This window comes from Streptomyces sp. NPDC045955, from assembly GCF_056430805.1.
On record NZ_JBWKKY010000002.1, the window covers coordinates 103,166 to 121,820 of the forward strand.

Sequence of the window (18,655 nt, forward strand, 5' to 3'; positions counted from 1 at the left end):
TGTACGGCCTTCCCAGGGTTCGCTCAGAGCGAACCGCCCGTTGCGCCGTGCCTTCCCCACTCGACCTGCGGCCCGTCGAACTGAGCGGCCGCGTGCCGGGCGGGACGCGCCGCAGGACCAAGGACGAAGACGTCCTTCGCGCCGTCGAGCACTCCGCCCGAGGGATCGTCGTCCCCGGACCGGCGGACGGGATCCCGCTCCGGCAGGAAGATGTCGCGCACGATCATGACGCACAGATACAGCGTGCCCAGCAGGTGCAGGCCGATGGCCCAGTGGTAGCCGTCGGTGGGGAGCCCCTTGTGGGCGTCTCCGCTGGTCGTGTACGCGAGGTACAGCCAGATCCCCAGGAAGTACGCCACCTCGCAGGCCTGCCAGATCAGGAAGTCCCGCCACTTGGGCCGGGCCAGGGCGGCCAGGGGCACCAGCCACAGGACGTACTGCGGGGAGTAGACCTTGTTGGTGAGGATGAACGCCGCGACGATCAGGAAGGCCAGCTGGGCGAGCCGCGGGCGGCGCGGTGCGGTCAGCGCGAGCACGGCGACTCCCGCGCAGCACACCAGCATCAACAGCGTGGCGAGCGTGTTGACGGTGTCGGTGCTCAGCGGGTCGTCCGAGTTCTGGGCCATGATCAGCCAGAAGGAGCCGAAGTCGACGCCCCGTTCCTGGCTGAACGTGTAGAACTTCGACCAGCCCTCGAACGCGAAGAGCATCACCGGCCCGTTCACGACGACCCAGGCGACGACCGCCCCGCCCAGAGCCGTCCCGAACTCACGCCACTTGCCCGCGCGCCAGCAGAGCACCAGCAGCGGCCCGAGAATCAGGAAGGGATAGAGCTTGGCGGCCGTGGCGAGTCCCAGGAGGACGCCGAAGGCGAGGGAGCGGCCTCGCGACCACATCAGCATCGCCGCGGCCGTCAGGGCGACCGCCAGCAGGTCCCAGTTGATGGTCGCCGTCAGGGCGAAGGCGGGTGCCAGGGCGATCAGCAGGCCGTCCCAGGGACGCCGGGCGTGGGTACGCGTCACGCAGACGGCGATGACCGACGCGCAGATCATCAGCATCCCGGCGTTGACCATCCAGTACCACTGCTCCTGGGCCTGGATGGTGCCGCTGCCGGGCGTGAGCCAGGAGGCGACCTGCATGAAGACCCCGGTGAGCACCGGGTACTCCAGGTACTGCATGTCGCCGGGGAGCTTGTCGAAGTACGGCACGAGCCCGTCGGCGAAGCCGCGCCCCTGGTAGAGGTGCGGGATGTCCGAGTAGCACGCGTGCGTGTACTGGGAGCTGGCACCGACGAACCAGGCACCGTTGTAGCAGGGCGCCTTCTGGACCAGACCGAGGGCGAACATGCCGATCGCCACCAGTGCGATCACCCGCACGGGAGTCCACCAGGACGTCCCGAGCACAGCACGCCGCCCGAGCGGGCCGCCGATCAGCTCGCTGCCGGCCGCGGCGACCTTGTCCTCCTGGGTCGGCCGCACCGGGTCCGGCTCGTGGACGCTCGCTTGCGTCGATTCTGCACTGGCCATGCCGCACATCCTGCCGTACGCGTCCATCAATACGCCGAGGGCCGCCGCACCGGGTAGGTGCGACGGCCCGTGTTTCACGTGAAACGTCTTCGCGTTTCACGTGAAACACCCATGCCGGGCGATCAGGGGCTATCCCTCGGGGCCTCCGAAGATGCCTCCGTTGCCATTGCCTCTGGTGTTGCCGCCGTCCAGATTCGTATCGGTTGGCGTGGGCTCGGGGGAAACCCCCCCGTCTGTGCCCCCGTTACCGGTGCCGCCGTTCTGCGCACCACCGTCCTCCTCGCATCCGAAGAATCCACAGGTGTCGCTCGGCGAAGGTGACGGAAGCGTCGGGCTCTCGCTGGGCGTCGCGCTCGGCGACTCGGTCACGGTTTCGCTGGGCGTGACGCTCGGCGTCGGGGTCGGCGACGGAGCGCCCACCTCGTGCTGGATCTCACCGATCTTCTCGGCTTCCGGGAAGCCGAGGTCGGGCTCGCCCTTCAGCGCGGCCTTCATGTACTCGGTCCACACCTGGGTGGGAGTGTCACCACCGTGGATGGACTCCTCACCCGCCGTGCCGTTCATGGAGAGCAGCTTGGCGCTCTTGGGGTCCTCACGGAACATCGCGACCGAGGTCGACAGCTGCTGGGTGTAGCCGACGAACCAGGCCGACTTGTTCTCGTCCGTGGTACCGGTCTTACCGGCCGCCGTACGGCCCAGGGCCAGGGCGTTCTTACCCGTACCGTTCTGGATGACGTTCTCCAGAGTGTCCGTAACGTTGTTGGCCACGTTCTCGGGCATCGCCTGCGTGATGCGCGGCTTGTCGAAGCCTTCGACTTCCTTCCCGTTGAACTTGACGCTGGTCACGGAGTACGGGGAGGCCTGCTTGCCGGCGGCGGCGAACGTCGCGTAGGCGTCGGCCATGCGGATCGCACTGGGAGTCGACGTACCGAGCGCGAACGACGGGTTGAGGGTGGCGAAACTGGAGTCCAGGATGCCGGACTTCTCGGCCACGTCCCGCACGTTCCTCATTCCGACGTCCATGCCGAGCTGGACGAACGGGGTGTTGACGGACTGCTCCATCGCCTTGCGCAAGGTGATGTAGCCCCAGGGGCGGGCGCTCTCGTTCTCCTGGAAGAACGGTGTGTTGTCCTTCTTCAGGACGTAGGAGCCGTCGTTGTTCCTGACCTTGAGGTGGTCGTTGCCGTTGTACTTGCTCAGCGGCGAGAGGGGACCGTCGCTCCTGTAGGTGCCGTGTTCCATGGCGGCGGCGAGCACGAACGGCTTCCACGTCGAACCGACGGGGACACCCGAGGTGTCCGCGTTGTTGTTGAAGTGGCCCTTCTCGTACCCCGCACCACCGTAGAGCGCGACGATCGCGCCGTCCTTGGGCTTCACCGACGCCGCGCCGAACTGGACATGCTTGTCCAGCTCACGCTTCTCCGGGTCCAGTTTCTCCTTCTCGACCTTCTTCACGGCCTTGGCCAGAGCCTCGACCTTGTCCTTGTCGAAAGTCGTCTTGATCTGGTAGCCGCCCTGGTCGAACTGCTTCTCCGTGATGTTGGAGTGGTTCAGGACGTACTTCTTGGCGGTGTCCGCCAGGTAGCCGATCTGGCCGGTCATGCCCTTGGTCGCCTTGCGGCCCTGGGGCTCGGGGTACTCCTTGATCGCGTCCTGGTACTCGGTGTCCGTGATCCTCTTGTCGTTGTGCATCTGCTCGAGGATCCAGCGCCAGCGCAGCTCCGAGCGCTTGCGGTTGGCGTCGGCCGTCGCCGTCTCGTCGATGCCCTCGTTACCCGCGGGGTCGTAGTACGTCGGACCCTTCAGAAGAGCGGCGAGGAAGGCGCACTCACTCGGCTTGAGGTCCCTCGCCTCCTTGCCGTAGTAGGCCTGGGCGGCGGCCTGGATGCCGTAGGCGCCACGGCCGTAGTACGAGGTGTTCAGGTAGCCCTGGAGGATCACCCGCTTGGGGACGCTCGTGCCCACCTTGATCGAGATGAACATCTCCTTGAACTTACGGGTGACCGTCTGTTCCTGGCTCAGGTAGGTGTTCTTGACGAACTGCTGGGTGATCGTCGAACCGCCCTGCGTGTCACCACCCCGGGCCATGTTCGCCAGGGCCCGGGCGATACCCATCGGGTCGACGCCGGAGTCCTGATAGAAGGTCTTGTTCTCGGCCGAGATCACCGCCCACTGCATGGCTTTGGGGATCCGGTCGATCGTGACGTTCTGCCGGTTCTGGCCACTGCCCGCCGCGACCATCTGGCTGCCGTCGGCCCAGTAGTAGACGTTGTTCTGCGACAGCGCCGCCGCGTTCTCCTCGTTGGGGACGCCGACCATGGCGTACCCGATGCCCGCCACGGCCACCAGGCTCCCGAAGAAGCCGATGCACAGGCCGGAGACGAGCTTCCAGGACGGCATCCAGCGGCGCCAGCCGTACTTTCCGGCCCGCGGATAGTCGATCAGCCGCTTCTTGTCGGAATAGGCAGCCGCGCGCCCCCTGCCACGCCCGGGCGGACCGCCGGGAGCGGCACGCCGGCCGCCACGGGCCGGTTCGGCCGCTCTGCGTCGGCCGCCTCCGGTACTTCTCTGCGCCGCACGCCGGGCCTCGGCACGACCGCCGTACGGACGCTCCTCACCCCCCGAGCCGTAGGAGTCCGACCCATAGGAGTCGGACGGAGACCCGGTGGCGCCTCGCGGGGCCGCGCGGCGACCGGGGGACGAGCCGGACTGGCCGCGTCGGGCCGCGGCACGTCCGCCTCCCTGCGGCTGCGGCGGTTTGCGACGGTGCTCGCTCATCGAACGACTACTCCTCGGGCAGGCGCACCGCTGCGCGCCTGGAAACGGCGGCTGGTTTCCGGTCCCCCCGAAGTACGGATGCGGTCGGCTCCGCATTCATTGGTCCCGCATGCACCCGTACTACACCGAAGACGACGACGCCCTCAGGCGTCACTTGGTTCCCGGTGATGTGCATGGCGCACAGACTACGCACCGCCAAAACCTGCCGAGGTCTGAAGTTCATCTCAAATCAGGCAACTCGCGCCCGATGAATCGGTGGTGTGATCCCGTTCACCACACCCCCTCTTGTCGCATCCGGAAGGCCGTTCTATCGTCATGATGTATCGAGTCGATACATCAGCGCGACACATCGGGCCGACACATCGGGCCGAGACATCAGCCCACCGAGACATCGGGTACCGCGGCAGAGAGGAGGCGACGATGAGCCGGCGTTCCGGGATCCTCGAGTTCGCCGTACTCGGCCTGCTCCGCGAATCCCCGATGCATGGCTATGAGCTGCGCAAACGACTCAACACATCACTGGGTGTGTTCCGTGCGTTCAGCTACGGGACGCTGTACCCCTGCCTCAAGACGCTGGTCGCCAATGGCTGGCTGATCGAGGAGCCGGGGAACGACTCCGAGGCCGCTCCCCTCACCGGCCGCCGCGCCAAGATCGTCTACCGGTTGACGGCGGAGGGTAAGGAGCACTTCGAGCAGCTGCTCTCCCAGACCGGGCCCGAGGCGTACGAGGACGAGACATTCGCCGCCCGTTTCGCCTTCTTCGGGCAAACCTCACGCGATGTACGCATGCGCGTGCTGGAGGGCCGCCGCAGCCGACTGGAGGAGCGCCTGGAGAAGATGCGCCTCTCCCTGGCCCGGACCCGGGAGCGCCTCGACGACTACACGCTTGAGCTCCAGCGCCACGGGATGGAGTCCGTGGAGCGCGAAGTGCGCTGGCTGAACGAGCTCATCGAGAGCGAGCGGGCGGGACGGGACCTGAAAGGTTCCGCCTCGGGGGAGCCCGGTTCGCGTGACACCACATCTGGAGCGTCGGGCGGCCTGCCCCGGACCGGGGACGACCCCCGTCCGGATACGCCCGACGACACCGCCACGTGAGAGCCCGTTGAAGGGCCTCACTCGTACACACAGGGAGCAACCGGAATGGGTTCGGTTCGCGTAGCCATCGTCGGTGTGGGCAACTGCGCCGCATCGCTGGTGCAGGGAGTCGAGTACTACAAGGACGCCGACCCGGCGTCCAAGGTGCCGGGCCTGATGCACGTCCAGTTCGGTGACTACCACGTCCGCGACGTCGAGTTCGTCGCCGCGTTCGACGTGGACGCCAAGAAGGTCGGCCTCGACCTGGCGGACGCCATCGGCGCCTCCGAGAACAACACCATCAAGATCTGCGACGTACCCAGCACCGGTGTGACGGTCCAGCGCGGCCACACGCTCGACGGCCTCGGAAAGTACTACCGCGAGACCATCGAGGAGTCCGCCGAGGAGCCGGTCGACGTCGTCCAGGTCCTCAAGGACAAGCAGGTCGACGTCCTCGTCTGCTACCTGCCCGTCGGCTCCGAGGACGCGGCGAAGTTCTACGCCCAGTGCGCCATCGACGCCAAGGTCGCCTTCGTCAACGCCCTTCCGGTCTTCATCGCCGGCACCAAGGAGTGGGCCGACAAGTTCACCGAGGCGGGCGTCCCGATCGTCGGCGACGACATCAAGTCCCAGGTCGGCGCCACCATCACGCACCGCGTCATGGCGAAGCTGTTCGAGGACCGGGGCGTCGTCCTGGACCGCACGATGCAGCTGAACGTCGGCGGCAACATGGACTTCAAGAACATGCTGGAGCGCGACCGCCTGGAGTCGAAGAAGATCTCCAAGACGCAGGCCGTCACCTCTCAGATCCGCGACCGCGACATGGGCGCGGACAACGTCCACATCGGCCCGTCCGACTACGTGGCCTGGCTCGATGACCGCAAGTGGGCGTACGTCCGCCTGGAGGGCCGCGCGTTCGGTGACGTCCCCCTGAACCTGGAGTACAAGCTGGAGGTCTGGGACTCCCCGAACTCCGCCGGCGTCATCATCGACGCCCTGCGCGCCGCGAAGATCGCCAAGGACCGCGGCATCGGCGGCCCCGTGCTCTCCGCGTCGAGCTACTTCATGAAGTCCCCGCCCGTCCAGTACTACGACGACGAGGCCCGCGAGAACGTCGAGAAGTTCATCAAGGGTGAGGTCGAGCGCTGAGGCGCCGCAACCAGTCGCTCCTGCCAGGGCTGTGAGGGTCCCCGGGTCGCACGACCCGGGGACCTTCTCCTTATGTGAGGCTGTGCCCCATGGCCGTCGTCCGTGACCTGCGTGTCCTGTTGCGTTTCCAGGGTTTCAGGCGCCTGCTCGGCGTGCGCCTGCTCTCCCAGGGTGCCGACGGCGTGTACCAGGTCGCGCTCGCCTCGTACGTGGTCTTCTCGCCGGAGAAGCAGACGTCGGCGGCCGCGGTCGCCTCTGCCATGGCGGTGCTGCTGCTCCCCTACTCGCTCGTCGGCCCTTTCGCCGGTGTCCTGCTGGACCGCTGGCGGCGCCGTCAGGTCCTGCTGTACGGCAGCCTGCTGCGCGCACTGCTGGCTTCCGCCACGGCCCTGCTGATACTCAGTCCCGCTCCGGACTGGCTCTTCTACGTATCCGCCCTGTGTGTCACCGCCGTCAACCGTTTCGTCCTCGCCGGCCTGTCCGCCGCCCTGCCCCGCGTTGTCGACGCCGAGCGCCTGGTCATCGCCAACTCCCTTTCCCCGACCGCGGGAACACTGGCGGCGACCGCGGGCGGCGGTCTCGCCTTCGCCGTCCGCCTGGTGGTGGCGGACTCCGATGCCGTCGTGGTGCTCGTGGGAGCCGTGCTGTATCTGTGCGCCGCCCTGGCGTCGCTCAGCATGGCGCGGGAACTCCTCGGCCCCGAACGGAACTTGGCACGCGTGCGGATCGGGACGGCTCTCACGGGCACCGCTCGCGATCTGGCGGCGGGCGTACGTCACCTGGCCGCACCGCAGCGCCGGGAAGCGGCCTGGGCGCTCGCGGCCATGTCGCTGATGCGCTTCTGCTACGGCGCTCTGCTGGTGATGCTGCTGATGCTCTGCCGGTACGCGCTCACCACGACCACGGACGACGGCCTCGCCCTGCTGGGGCTGGCGTTGGGCATCTCCGGCGCCGGCTTCTTCGCGGCGGCCGTGGTGACGCCCTGGACCGCGGGGCGGCTCGGTCCGGGCCGCTGGATCGTCGTGTGCGCGGGGGCCGCCGCGCTGCTGGAGCCCGCTCTCGGGCTGCCGTTCGCCGCTGCCCCTCTGCTGGCCGCGGCCTTCCTCCTGGGCCTGACCACCCAGGGGGCGAAGATCGCCACGGACACGATCGTCCAGTCCTCCGTCGAGGACGGCTTCCGTGGCCGGATCTTCTCGGTCTACGACGTCCTCTTCAACGTCGCTTTCGTCGGCGCCGCTGCCCTCGCCGCCCTGATGCTGCCGCCGGATGGCCGATCCGTGCCGCTGGTGATCACGATCGCCGTTATCTACGCGGCAGTAGCTGTGACTATGGGCCGGTTTGCCCGCCAGTAAGTGTCACATCAATGACACAGAGCCACGTTCGGCTACTGCGCTGTCAGGGGGGACCGCTACCTTACGTGGGTCTTATCTCGCGACATGTTCGCGTCACTCAACCATGTTCCAGGGGGACCCCAAGTGACTACTCCGCCGCCCCAGGGCAACCCGTTCGCGCAGGGCCAGCCCGCGGGTCAGCCTCAGCAGGCCCCGTACCCGCCGCAGGGCGGCTACCCCCAGCAGCCCGGCCAGCCCGGCTTCCCGCCCCAGGGGGCGGCTCCGTACGCTCCGGGTCCGCCGCAGCCGACCGGCCGCAAGCTCAGCTTCAAGACCATCAAGAACATCGCCATCGTCATCGCGGTGGCGGGCATTGCCATCGGCGGATACATAACGAGCCGGGACGACGCCAAGACGGCGGCCGTCGGCGACTGCATGCACCGCGGCAGCACCAACGACAACAACCCCGACCTCGAAGTCGTCGAGTGCAGCGATGCGAAGGCTCAGTACGTCGTGCTGGCCAAGATCGAGGGCGCCTACCTCACCCAGACCCTGGCGTCGAGCAAGTGCGAGGCCGAGGCCAAGGACTTCCAGTACACGTACACCGAGAGCGGCGACGGCAAGGACTTCCTGCTCTGCCTGAAGGACAAGAAGTAAGGCAGACACAGCGAGGGGCGGTGTTTCACGTGAAACACCGCCCCTGCTCGTCTCCCGGGATCATGTTTCACGTGAAACATGACCCCGTTTCACAGCCTCAGCCCTCCTGCCCGGCCCACCATTCCTTGAGCGCGGCCACCGCTGAGTCGTGCTCCATCGGCCCGTTCTCCAGGCGCAGTTCCAGCAGGTGCTGGTACGCGCGGCCGATGACCGGGCCGGGTCCGACGCCGAGGATCTCCATGATCTGGTTGCCGTCGAGGTCGGGCCGGATCGAGTCCAGCTCCTCCTGCTCCTGAAGCTTGGCGATCCGCTCCTCCAGACCGTCGTACGCGCGTGACAGGGCAGCTGCCTTGCGCTTGTTGCGCGTGGTGCAGTCCGAGCGGGTCAGCTTGTGGAGGCGATCGAGAAGCGGACCGGCGTCACGGACGTAGCGGCGGACCGCCGAGTCCGTCCACTCGCCGGTGCCATAGCCGTGGAACCGCAGGTGGAGTTCGACCAGACGTGAGACGTCCTTCACCAGCTCGTTGGAGTACTTCAACGCCGTCATGCGCTTCTTGGTCATCTTCGCCCCGACCACCTCGTGGTGGTGGAACGAGACCCGGCCGTCCTTCTCGAAGCGACGCGTACGGGGCTTGCCGATGTCGTGCAGCAGGGCGGCCAGGCGGAGCGTCAGGTCGGGACCGTCATCCTCCAGCGCCATCGCCTGCTCCAGGACGATCAGCGAGTGGTCGTAGACGTCCTTGTGCCGGTGGTGCTCGTCACGCTCCAGGCGCAGGGCCGGCAGCTCGGGCAGCACGCGGTCGGCGAGGCCCGTCTCGACAAGCAGTGTCAGGCCCTTGCGCGGGTGCGGCGAAAGGACCAGCTTGTTCAGCTCGTCCCGCACCCGCTCGGCCGAGACGATCTCGATACGCCCGGCCATCTCCTTCATCGCCGCGACGACCTCGGGGGCGACCTCGAAGTCGAGCTGAGCCGCAAAGCGCGCGGCCCGCATCATCCGCAGGGGATCGTCGGAGAAGGACTCCTCCGGCGTGCCAGGGGTACGCAGCACACGGGACGCGAGGTCCTCGAGCCCGCCGTGCGGATCGATGAACTCCTTCTCCGGCAGCGCGACGGCCATCGCGTTCACCGTGAAGTCACGGCGGACGAGATCCTCCTCGATGGAGTCGCCGTACGACACCTCGGGCTTGCGCGAGGTCCGGTCGTACGCCTCCGACCGGTAGGTGGTCACCTCGATCTGGAAGCGTCGATCAGCGCCTTCGACGCGGGCATCCTTCTGCACTCCGACGGTGCCGAAGGCGATCCCGACCTCCCAGACGGCGTCCGCCCACGGGCGCACGATCTTGAGCACGTCCTGGGGGCGGGCATCGGTCGTGAAGTCCAGATCGTTGCCGAGCCGGCCCAGCAGCGCGTCCCGGACCGAGCCGCCGACCAGGGCAAGTGAGAACCCGGCCTCCTGGAAGCGGCGGGCGAGGTCGTCGGCGACAGGAGCGACCCGCAGCAGTTCACTCACCGCGCGGTGCTGCACCTGGCTCAGGGCACTGGGCATTTCTTCGTTGGCGTTCGGCACAACAGAAGAGGGTACGTGGCCCGGGCGCCCCCAAGCTCCCCCTATTACGCATGCAGACACGTCCCTCCATACGCGCACAAGGGATGCTCTTGAGAAGGAGACAACCGCTCTCCGTCATACGGCGACATAACGGACAGCTCGGGGCCGGGCCGCGATCTTGTGGAACGGACCGCGGCACTTCCCCTCAGCGCGCATCGTTACCATGCGTGGACGCACATTCCGACGACCACTGACGACGACGAGGGACGGGCGAGCGCGTGGCCGAGGCGGCAGACTTCCAGGGGACCAGTGCCTCACCTGCCCGCCGGTGGCTGCGGCGCACCGGGGCACTGCTCGCCGGTGCGCCCCTGCTGGCCGGACTCCTCCAGTTGCCCGCCGCGACGCCGGCGGACGCAGCCGGGCAGGAGTCCCCCCAGGCCGCCTCCGGCACGAGCGGTTCGGTATCCGTCGCTGTCGACTCACTCAGCCCCAGCGCCCCCACCGAGGGGGACACGGTGAACGTGACGGGCACGGTGACCAACAACGGCAAGCAGCCGGTCACGGACGCCCACGTCGACCTGCGGGTCGGGCCCTCGCTCGACACCCGGTCCGCCATCGACCGCCTGGCCAAGAAGAGCGACGACGTCCAGGGCCCCGCCGGCGAGCCACTCGGCGGCAAGTACACCGAGAAGTTCCCCAAGCTCACCCCCGGCGTGGCGGAGCCCTTCAACATCTCCGTGCCGGTCGACGAGCTGGACCTCGGCCAGGACGGCGTCTACCAGCTGGCCGTCGCGCTCTCCGGTGAGACCGCCGCACAGCCCTGGGACCAGGTTCTCGGCGTCCAGCGCACGTTCCTGCCGTGGCATCCGGAGGAGGCCGGCACCAAGACGAAGACCACGTTCCTGTGGCCGCTCGTCTCCGACGTCCACATGACGGCCGAGACGGGGTCGAACGAGCAGCAGACGCCGGTCTTCAGCAACGACGACCTCGCCGCGGAGATCGCCCCGGGCGGGCGCCTCGACCAGATGGTGTCGCTGGGCAAGGGCCTCGACATCACGTGGGTGGTCGACCCGGACCTGCTGGCGTCCGTCGACGCGATGACGAGGAGCTACGAGGTCAGGGGCGCGGACGGCGCCACGACCCCCGGCAGGAACCAGGCGGCCGCCAAGCAGTGGCTCTCCGAGCTCCAGCAGGCCGTGGCGGGCAAGGAGGTCGTCGCCCTGCCGTTCGGCGATCCGGACCTGGCCGCCCTCGCCCACAACGGCACAGCCGTCACGGGCTCGCTGAGTCACCTCAAGGAAGCCACCGACGCCGTCGACAACACGGTGCAGACGATCCTCCACGTGAAACCGTCCAAGGACTTCGCGTGGCCCGTCGACGGCGCCGTCGACCCGTCGATCATGAAGGTCGCGACCTCGGCGGGCGCCGACAAGGTGATCGCCCGCAGCGACAGCCTCCAGGACGACCTGTCGTACACCCCCTCCGCGGCCCGGCCCATCGGCGGCGGCACCACGGCGGTCGTCGCGGACTCCAGGATGTCCACGGCGTTCCAGGGCAACCTCACGAAGGCCTCCGCGTCCACGCTCGCCGTGCAGCGCTTCCTGGCCCAGAGCCTGACGCTCGGCCTCCAGACCGGCAAGCAGCGCAGCGTCGTCGTCGCCCCGCAGCGCATGCCCTCCGGGAGCCAGGCGCAGGCGATGGCCGGGGCGCTGGGAGCCCTCCAGGGCGGGAACTGGTCCGAGTCGCAGGACCTCACGGCCGCCGCCAGGGCCAAGCCGGACCCGTCGGCCAACAGGAAGGTGCCGCCCGCCTCGGCGTACCCCTCCTCACTGCGCAGGCAGGAGCTGCCGCGGGCCGCCTTCGAGCAGATCGCGAGGACGCAGGGAAAGCTCGACAGCTTCAAGGTGATCCTCACCGACGAGTCCCGGGTGGTCACCCCCTTCGGGCGGGCCATGAACCGCGAGATGTCCACGTCATGGCGGGGCCGGGGGGTCGCCGCGGTGGGGTACCGCGACAACGTCGAGTCCTACCTCGACGGGCTGATCGACGGGGTCAAGCTGATCGAGAAGTCGGAGACCAAGCTCTCCGGCCGCAGCGCCATGATCCCGGTCACGGTCCAGAACAACCTGGTCCAGGGCGTCGATCACCTGGAGCTGCGGCTCACGTCGAAGAACCCGACCCGCCTCAAGATCGGCGGCGACGCCTACGAGGAACAGCCGGTCACCGTGAACGGCGGACACAGCCAGTCGGTGAAGTTCACCACGTCTGCCAACGCCAACGGCCGGGCGGAGGTGGTCGCCCAGCTGTACACGGAGGACGGCCAGAAGTACGGCGAGCCCGTCACCTTCGAGGTGAAGGTCACCGAGGTCACGCCCACCGTGATGCTGGTCATCGGTGGCGGCGTCCTGCTCCTGGTCCTCGCCGGCTTCCGTATGTACACGCAGCGGAAGCGCGCCGCCGCCCGCGAGGCCGCCGAGGGCGCCGCGGAGGAGGCAGACGACGATGGTGGCAGCCCGGTCGTCGCTCCGCAGAACCCGGAAGCCCCCGGCGACCCTCTCAACGAGGAGTCCGAGGGCGGCTTCCGGGCAGACGCCCCGCAGCAGCCGAGTGACCCGGCCACGGACACCGCAGCGGAAAGCGCCGACCCGTCCGGCACGGGTGAGAGAGTGGACCGTTGAGATGTCGTGGCCGGTGGGCCCGGGACGATGAGGTGGGTAACCATGAACGCGCCGTACGACGGTGACCACGGCCGTGGCGTGGGCAGCTCGGGCCACCCCGAGTCGGACGGGCCCGAGGGCGCGCCGCCCGAGCAGGGCCAGGTGCCACCGCAGCCGCCCGCGGACATGTACCTCCAGGACGCCTACGGCCAGGACCCCTACCGGGCACAGGACCTCTCCGCCCAGGACCCGGTCGCCGAAGCGCACTACGACCGCGCCGCGCACCCCCCGCCCCCTCCGGGGACGTACCAGCCGCAGCAGCAGTTGTACGCCCAGCCGCCGCAGTCGCCGTACGCGCCCGACCCCCGGGTGTGGGCCCAGACGCCCGCGCCGGAGCCGGAGGGCCCGACCAGGCACCTGCCGTACGGCGACGACGCCCGGACCACCCAATTCGTGGGCGTGGACGACCTCGTCTCCCAGGCGGGCGAGCCGCGCCAGGAGCCGGACGCGTTCGCGCATCTCTTCCGGGACCAGCAGCAGGGCAGCGGCCACCCGTCCTACGAGTCGCCGTCGGTCCCCGGCCCGTCACCGGCCCCGGGCCAGATGGCGCAGGGGCAGTACGCGGCACAGGGGCAGTACGCTGCGGGCCAGTACACGGCACCCGGCGAGACCGCGGCGACGCCGGCCGTGAACGACACCCCCGCCCCGGAGGCCGCTGCCTCGCCCGCTCCGAAGAAGGGCGGCCGCGCCGCAGGCCTGATGAAGTCCAGCGCCGTGATGGCGGCGGGCACGATGGTCTCCCGCCTCACCGGCTTCATCCGCTCCGCGCTGATCGTGTCGGCCCTCGGCGTCGGTCTCCTCGGTGACACCTTCCAGGTCGCCTACCAGCTGCCGACGATGATCTACATCCTCACGGTCGGCGGCGGTCTCAACTCCGTCTTCGTGCCGCAGCTCGTGCGCGCCATGAAGGAGGACGACGACGGCGGCGAGGCGTACGCCAACCGCCTGCTGACCCTCGTCATGGTGTCGCTCGGCACGCTCACCGCGCTCTCGATCTTCGGCGCGCCATTCCTGATCCGCATGCTGTCCGACCCGGTCGCCAGCGACCCGGCGGCGAACCAGGTCGGCATCACCTTCGTCCAGTACTTCCTGCCCTCGATCTTCTTCATGGGCGTCCACGTGGTGATGGGACAGATCCTCAACGCCCGCGGGAAGTTCGGCGCGATGATGTGGACCCCGGTCCTGAACAACATCGTCATCATCGTGACGCTGGGCATGTTCATCTACGTCTACGGCACCGCCGCCGAGTCCGGGATGAAGGTCACGAACATCCCGCCGGAGGGCCAGCGCCTCCTCGGCATCGGCGTCCTGCTCGGCCTCGTGGTCCAGGCGCTGGCGATGATCCCCTACCTGCGCGAGACCGGCTTCCGGCTGCGGCTGCGCTTCGACTGGAAGGGGCAGGGCCTCGGCAAGGCCATCACGCTCGCCAAGTGGACGGTCCTGTTCGTCCTCGCCAACCAGGCGGGCGCCATGATCGTCATCCAGCTGTCCACCGCGGCGGGCAAGGCCTCACCGGTCGACGGCACCGGTTTCGCCGCCTACGCCAACGCACAGCTGATCTGGGGCCTGCCGCAGGCCATCATCACGGTCTCCCTCATGGCCGCCCTGCTGCCGCGCCTGTCGCGCTCGGCGGCCGAGGGCGACGGCGGTGCCGTCCGCGACGACATCTCCCAGGGCCTGCGCAACACGGCGGTCGCCATCGTGCCGATCGCGTTCGGTTTCCTCTCCCTCGGCATCCCCATGTGCACGCTGATGTTCGGCTCTTCCGGCACCAGCGAGGCCACCAACATGGGCTTCATGCTGATGGCGTTCGGTCTCGGCCTGATCCCGTACTCCGTGCAGTACGTCGTCCTGCGCGCCTTCTACGCCTACGAGGACACCCGAACTCCCTTCTACAACACGGTCATCGTGGCCGCGGTCAACGCCGGCGCCTCGGCGGTCTGCTACTTCGTCATCCCGTCGCGCTGGGCCGTCGTCGGTATGGCCGCCTCGTACGGCCTGGCCTACGCGATCGGCGTCGGTGTGGCCTGGCGCCGGCTGCGCAAGCGGCTGGGTGGGGACCTCGACGGCGCCCGTGTCCTGCGGACTTACGCCCGGCTGTGCATCGCGTCGGTCCCAGCCGCCCTGCTCAGCGGCGCGGCCTGCTACGGCATCGGCCGCACGCTCGGCCAGGGCGTCATGGGCTCGCTCGCCGCGGTGCTCGCCGGAGGCGCCGTACTACTCGTGATCTTCTTCGTCGCCGCCCGCCGCATGCGCATCGAGGAACTCAACTCGCTGGTCGGCATGGTCCGCGGACGCCTGGGACGCTGAGTCGGGGGGTGGGCGCACAACCATCGTCAGCCACCGCGTGTCGTGCATAGCGGCGGACTGTGGGCACAATTGGTTTCGGCGTCGAACGGCGCGCAACGGATGCCGGGCGGCGCGCAATGGATGGGGAGGCAGGAACGACGGTGGCGGAACGGAGTACGGCTGCCGTCGACGTGGCAGACAACAGCGACGAGTCGTCGCTGACCGCACAGGCGGACCAGTCCACGGCCGACGGGGTGGCCAAGAACCGGGAGCGGGACACGGACAGCGACGAGGTACAGGAGAGCACCCGGACCGACGGTCCAGGGAAGACCTCGCCGCCTGAACTGCACAGTGGTCACAAACTCGCCAGACGCTACCGCCTCGAGGAGTGCGTCACCCGTCTGGACGGTTTCAGCAGTTGGCGTGCCGTGGACGAGAAGCTCCGCCGTGCCGTCGGCGTGCACATTCTGCCCGCGGACCACTCACGGGCCCGGTCCGTCCTGGCCGCCGCCCGCTCCTCCGCCCTGCTGGGCGACCCGCGCTTCGTCCAGGTGCTGGACGCGGTGGAGGAGAACGACCTCGTCTACGTCGTCCACGAGTGGCTGCCGGACGCCACGGAACTGACCACGCTCCTCGCCGCCGGGCCGCTGGAGCCGTACGACGCCTACCAGATGGTCAGCCAGGTCTCCTCCGCCATGGCCGCCGCCCACCGTGAGGGCCTCGCCCATCTGCGGCTGAACCCCAACGCCGTCCTGCGTGCCTCGACCGGCCAGTGGCGCATCCGGGGGCTCGCGGTGAACGCCGCGCTGCGGGGCGTCGCGTCCGACACCCCACAGCGCACCGACACCGAGGCCATCGGCGCGCTGCTGTACGCGGCGCTCACCCAGCGCTGGCCGTACGAGAGCGATGCCTACGGGCTGTCCGGCCTGCCGAAGGACATCGGCCTGATCGCGCCCGACCAAGTGCGTGCCGGTGTGCACCGCGGCCTCTCCGAACTCTCCATGCGCGCTCTCGCCAACGACGGCGCCACCGCCTCCCGCCACGAGTCGCCGTGCACCACCCCGGAGGAGCTGGTGAAGGCGATCGGCGAGATGCCCCGCATCCGCCCGCCGGAGCCGGCGTTCACCGCCCCGCCCGAGTACCAGCGCACCGCGTATCAGCAGGGCACGTACGGCCGCCAGGCCCCGCGCCCCGGTGCCACGCAGCCCGTCCCGACCCCGCCGCCCCCGCTGCAGAGCCGCACGGGCAAGGCCCTGAAGTGGGCCGTGTCCGCGCTCCTCATCGCCGCGCTGGGCCTCGGCAGCTGGCAGCTGGCGGACGCGCTCATGGACCAGGGCGGCAAGAACGACGCCCCGGGCCAGACGCAGAACAACGACGGCGGCGACAAGAACAAGAACCGCCCGGCACCGAAGCCGATCGCCATCAAGGGCGCCGAGGAGTACGTCGCCGAGGGCGACGCCCAGCACCCCGCCGACGTCACCAAGACCTATGACGGCAACCCGTCCACGGCCTGGCGCACCAGCAGCTACCTGGACGGTCCGAAGTTGGTGATAAAGCCCGGTGTCGGCATCGTCTACGACCTCGGGTCCGAGAAGGAAGTCTCGGCCGCGACGCTCTCGCTGCGGTACGGCAGCGACCACACCACGGTGGAGCTGTACGCGACCGACACCCTCGGTTCCTCCACGCCACTGAGTGCCATGAAGAAGCTGGGCACGGCCACGACGAGCAGCACCTCCGCGAAGGTGACCGTCGACAAGCCGGTGAAGAGCCGGTACCTGCTGGTGTGGCTGACGGCCCTGCCGTACTCCGGTGACGACCCCGCCAACTACAGCAACCCGGGCTACAAGCAGGCCATCACCGAAGTGAAGTTCACGGGCTGAGAGCCGAGCGAGGGGAAGGGGGTTCGATGGCGGACCGCGCCGAGCACAGCGGTGCAAGTGATCAGGACCTCCTCGCCCGGCATGTCGACGGCGACCCCGACGCCTTCGGTGAGATCGTGCGGCGGCACCGCGATCGGCTCTGGGCCGTCGCCCTGCGGACGCTGGGAGACCGCGAGGAGGCCGCTGACGCGGTGCAGGACGCCCTCGTGTCCGCCTACCGGGCCGCCCACACCTTCCGGGGCCAGTCGGCCGTCACGACGTGGCTGCACAGGATCACGGTGAACGCCTGCCTGGACCGCGCCCGCAAGGCCGCCTCCCGGAAGACCTCTCCCGTCGACGACACCGAGCGCCTGGAACAGCTGCTGGAGCCTCACGAGTCGGCTTCGGCGCCCGCCGAGCGCAACGATCTGCACCGGCAGCTCATCGAAGCCCTGGGAACCCTGCCGGCCGACCAGCGAGCGGCGCTCGTCCTGGTGGACATGCAGGGCTACCCGGTCGCCGAGGCGGCCCGCGTCCTCGACGTGCCGACCGGCACGGTGAAGAGCCGATGTGCGCGCGGCAGAGCCAGACTCCTGCCGCTGCTCACCCACCTACGGCCCGACAGCACCGGTGGGAGCGAGAAGCCTGGCGGGGAACGGAACCGGACGCAGGGGCCAGCCGTCCCACCCGCAGCGGGACCGCGCCGAGCGGAACCACCGGACACAGGACCGAGCGACCCAGCGGCAGTGAAGGGCGGAGGTGGACGAGCGTGACGTCGACGACAGACATGGCCGGGCACCCGGACGTCGCGGAGATCTCCGACCTCACCGAGGGCCTCCTCCCACCGTCCCGGAGCACCGACGTACGCCGGCATCTGGACGGGTGCGAGCTCTGCGCGGATGTCTACGCCTCCCTGGAGGAGATCCGCGGGCTGCTCGGCACACTGCCGGGGCCACCGCGCATGCCCGCCGATGTCGCAGGCCGCATCGATGCCGCCCTCGCCGCCGAGGCCCTGCTGAACGCCACAGGGCCGGAGACAGAGCACCAGACGCCGGTGAGCACGCCCCATGCCACGCCCGAGACCGACAGCGATGCTCATGTTTCACGTGAAACATCGACACCCGCCGACCGGCCCGCCGGGCGCCCCCGCTCTGCCACCACCGGCCCGGGCCGCAAGGACCGCACACGGAGCGGGCGCCGGAGGATCGCTGTTCTGGGGACCGTCTTCACCGTCGCCGTCCTGGGGCTGGGCTCCGTCCTGCTGTCGTCACTCGATGACGGCACGTCCTCGCGTGACACGGCGGGCGGACCGCAGACCGCCCCTGCGGACACCTTCTCCGAGGGGAAGCTCGAGAAGCAGGTCACCGATCTTCTGGCGGACAAGCAGAGCAAGGAGGGAGGCGGCTCCCGCACTCCCTTCGGCGCGAAGACCGCCGACCCCAACCATCCTCGGGTCTTCAGGGAGCCCACCGTGCCCGGCTGCGTCCGCGACGGCATCGGGCGCAAGGACACGGCCCTCGCCGTCGAGAACGGCAGGTATCAGGGGAAGAAGGCCATGCTGGTGCTGCTCCCCGACGCATCCGACGCCACTCGGGTCACCGCCTACATCGTCGACGCGACCTGTGTGGATCATGCCGCGGCCAACGCCAAGGGCAAGGTCCTTCTTCAGCGCTCGTACCCGTCCGCCTGAGGCACGCCTTCGTCTTCACCCTGCGCGGTACCCGGCACA

Annotated in this window: 12 protein-coding genes; 9 read left to right on the plus strand and 3 right to left on the minus strand. The window is 69.0% G+C overall.

What is annotated here, in order from left to right; all coding sequences use genetic code 11:
• Nucleotides 1-23: 23 nt before the first annotated feature.
• Both AC07F0_RS03775 and AC07F0_RS03780 read right to left on the minus strand, forming a co-directional pair.
• A complete protein-coding gene (locus AC07F0_RS03775) occupies nucleotides 24-1,535 on the minus strand; it encodes a glycosyltransferase family 87 protein (protein WP_478974943.1) in 1,512 nt (503 codons plus the stop codon).
• 120 nt (nucleotides 1,536-1,655) lie between these two features.
• Nucleotides 1,656-4,304 (minus strand): transglycosylase domain-containing protein, encoded by a 2,649-nt coding sequence (locus AC07F0_RS03780; protein ID WP_478973800.1) that lies wholly within the window; start codon nucleotides 4,302-4,304, stop codon nucleotides 1,656-1,658.
• 420 nt (nucleotides 4,305-4,724) lie between these two features.
• On the opposite strand from AC07F0_RS03780, the gene AC07F0_RS03785 reads away from it, so the two are divergent.
• The 4 genes from AC07F0_RS03785 (at nucleotide 4,725) to AC07F0_RS03800 (ending at nucleotide 8,515) form a co-directional block, all read left to right on the plus strand.
• Entirely contained in the window at nucleotides 4,725-5,399 is a 675-nt protein-coding gene (locus tag AC07F0_RS03785) for a PadR family transcriptional regulator (protein WP_478973803.1), read from the plus strand.
• Between the two features lie 45 nt (nucleotides 5,400-5,444).
• A complete protein-coding gene (locus tag AC07F0_RS03790) occupies nucleotides 5,445-6,527 on the plus strand; it encodes an inositol-3-phosphate synthase (protein ID WP_086560472.1) in 1,083 nt (360 codons plus the stop codon).
• Nucleotides 6,528-6,616: 89 nt separating this feature from the next.
• Nucleotides 6,617-7,879: an MFS transporter gene (locus tag AC07F0_RS03795; protein ID WP_478973806.1), complete on the plus strand. Its 1,263-nt coding sequence runs from the start codon at nucleotides 6,617-6,619 to the stop codon at nucleotides 7,877-7,879.
• A gap of 123 nt (nucleotides 7,880-8,002) precedes the next feature.
• Nucleotides 8,003-8,515 (plus strand): LppU/SCO3897 family protein, encoded by a 513-nt coding sequence (locus AC07F0_RS03800; protein WP_478973809.1) that lies wholly within the window; start codon nucleotides 8,003-8,005, stop codon nucleotides 8,513-8,515.
• Between the two features lie 97 nt (nucleotides 8,516-8,612).
• Here AC07F0_RS03800 and AC07F0_RS03805 read toward each other — a convergent pair whose 3' ends face one another.
• Nucleotides 8,613-10,082, minus strand: coding sequence for a CCA tRNA nucleotidyltransferase (locus tag AC07F0_RS03805; RefSeq protein ID WP_478973812.1), 1,470 nt, complete (start codon nucleotides 10,080-10,082; stop codon nucleotides 8,613-8,615).
• 257 nt (nucleotides 10,083-10,339) lie between these two features.
• Here AC07F0_RS03805 and AC07F0_RS03810 point away from each other — a divergent pair, with 257 nt between their 5' ends.
• The 5 genes from AC07F0_RS03810 (at nucleotide 10,340) to AC07F0_RS03830 (ending at nucleotide 18,616) form a co-directional block, all read left to right on the plus strand.
• Nucleotides 10,340-12,739 carry a DUF6049 family protein gene (locus AC07F0_RS03810; protein WP_478973815.1) on the plus strand — a complete coding sequence of 800 codons (2,400 nt, stop codon included), beginning with the start codon at nucleotides 10,340-10,342 and terminating at the stop codon, nucleotides 12,737-12,739.
• Between the two features lie 42 nt (nucleotides 12,740-12,781).
• On the plus strand, nucleotides 12,782-15,088 hold the full coding sequence (gene murJ / locus AC07F0_RS03815) for a murein biosynthesis integral membrane protein MurJ (protein ID WP_478973818.1): 2,307 nt from the start codon (nucleotides 12,782-12,784) through the stop codon (nucleotides 15,086-15,088).
• Nucleotides 15,089-15,228: 140 nt separating this feature from the next.
• Nucleotides 15,229-16,947: a protein kinase family protein gene (locus AC07F0_RS03820; RefSeq protein ID WP_478973821.1), complete on the plus strand. Its 1,719-nt coding sequence runs from the start codon at nucleotides 15,229-15,231 to the stop codon at nucleotides 16,945-16,947.
• Nucleotides 16,948-16,973: 26 nt separating this feature from the next.
• Nucleotides 16,974-17,699 carry an RNA polymerase sigma factor SigM gene (sigM, locus tag AC07F0_RS03825; RefSeq protein ID WP_478973824.1) on the plus strand — a complete coding sequence of 242 codons (726 nt, stop codon included), beginning with the start codon at nucleotides 16,974-16,976 and terminating at the stop codon, nucleotides 17,697-17,699.
• Nucleotides 17,696-18,616, plus strand: coding sequence for an anti-sigma factor family protein (locus AC07F0_RS03830; protein ID WP_478973827.1), 921 nt, complete (start codon nucleotides 17,696-17,698; stop codon nucleotides 18,614-18,616). The genes sigM and AC07F0_RS03830 overlap by 4 nt, the downstream gene beginning before the upstream one ends.
• The last annotated feature ends 39 nt before the right edge of the window (nucleotides 18,617-18,655 follow it).

Bases quoted from the DNA above. Each gene is read 5' to 3' on its own strand.
- AC07F0_RS03775 (WP_478974943.1), bottom strand. From the start codon at position 1,535: ATGTGCGGCATGGCCAGTGCAGAATCGACGCAAGCGAGCGTCCACGAG.
- murJ (WP_478973818.1), top strand. From the start codon at position 12,782: ATGAACGCGCCGTACGACGGTGACCACGGCCGTGGCGTGGGCAGCTCG.
- AC07F0_RS03780 (WP_478973800.1), bottom strand. From the start codon at position 4,304: ATGAGCGAGCACCGTCGCAAACCGCCGCAGCCGCAGGGAGGCGGACGT.
- AC07F0_RS03785 (WP_478973803.1), top strand. From the start codon at position 4,725: ATGAGCCGGCGTTCCGGGATCCTCGAGTTCGCCGTACTCGGCCTGCTC.
- sigM (WP_478973824.1), top strand. From the start codon at position 16,974: ATGGCGGACCGCGCCGAGCACAGCGGTGCAAGTGATCAGGACCTCCTC.
- AC07F0_RS03790 (WP_086560472.1), top strand. From the start codon at position 5,445: ATGGGTTCGGTTCGCGTAGCCATCGTCGGTGTGGGCAACTGCGCCGCA.
- AC07F0_RS03795 (WP_478973806.1), top strand. From the start codon at position 6,617: ATGGCCGTCGTCCGTGACCTGCGTGTCCTGTTGCGTTTCCAGGGTTTC.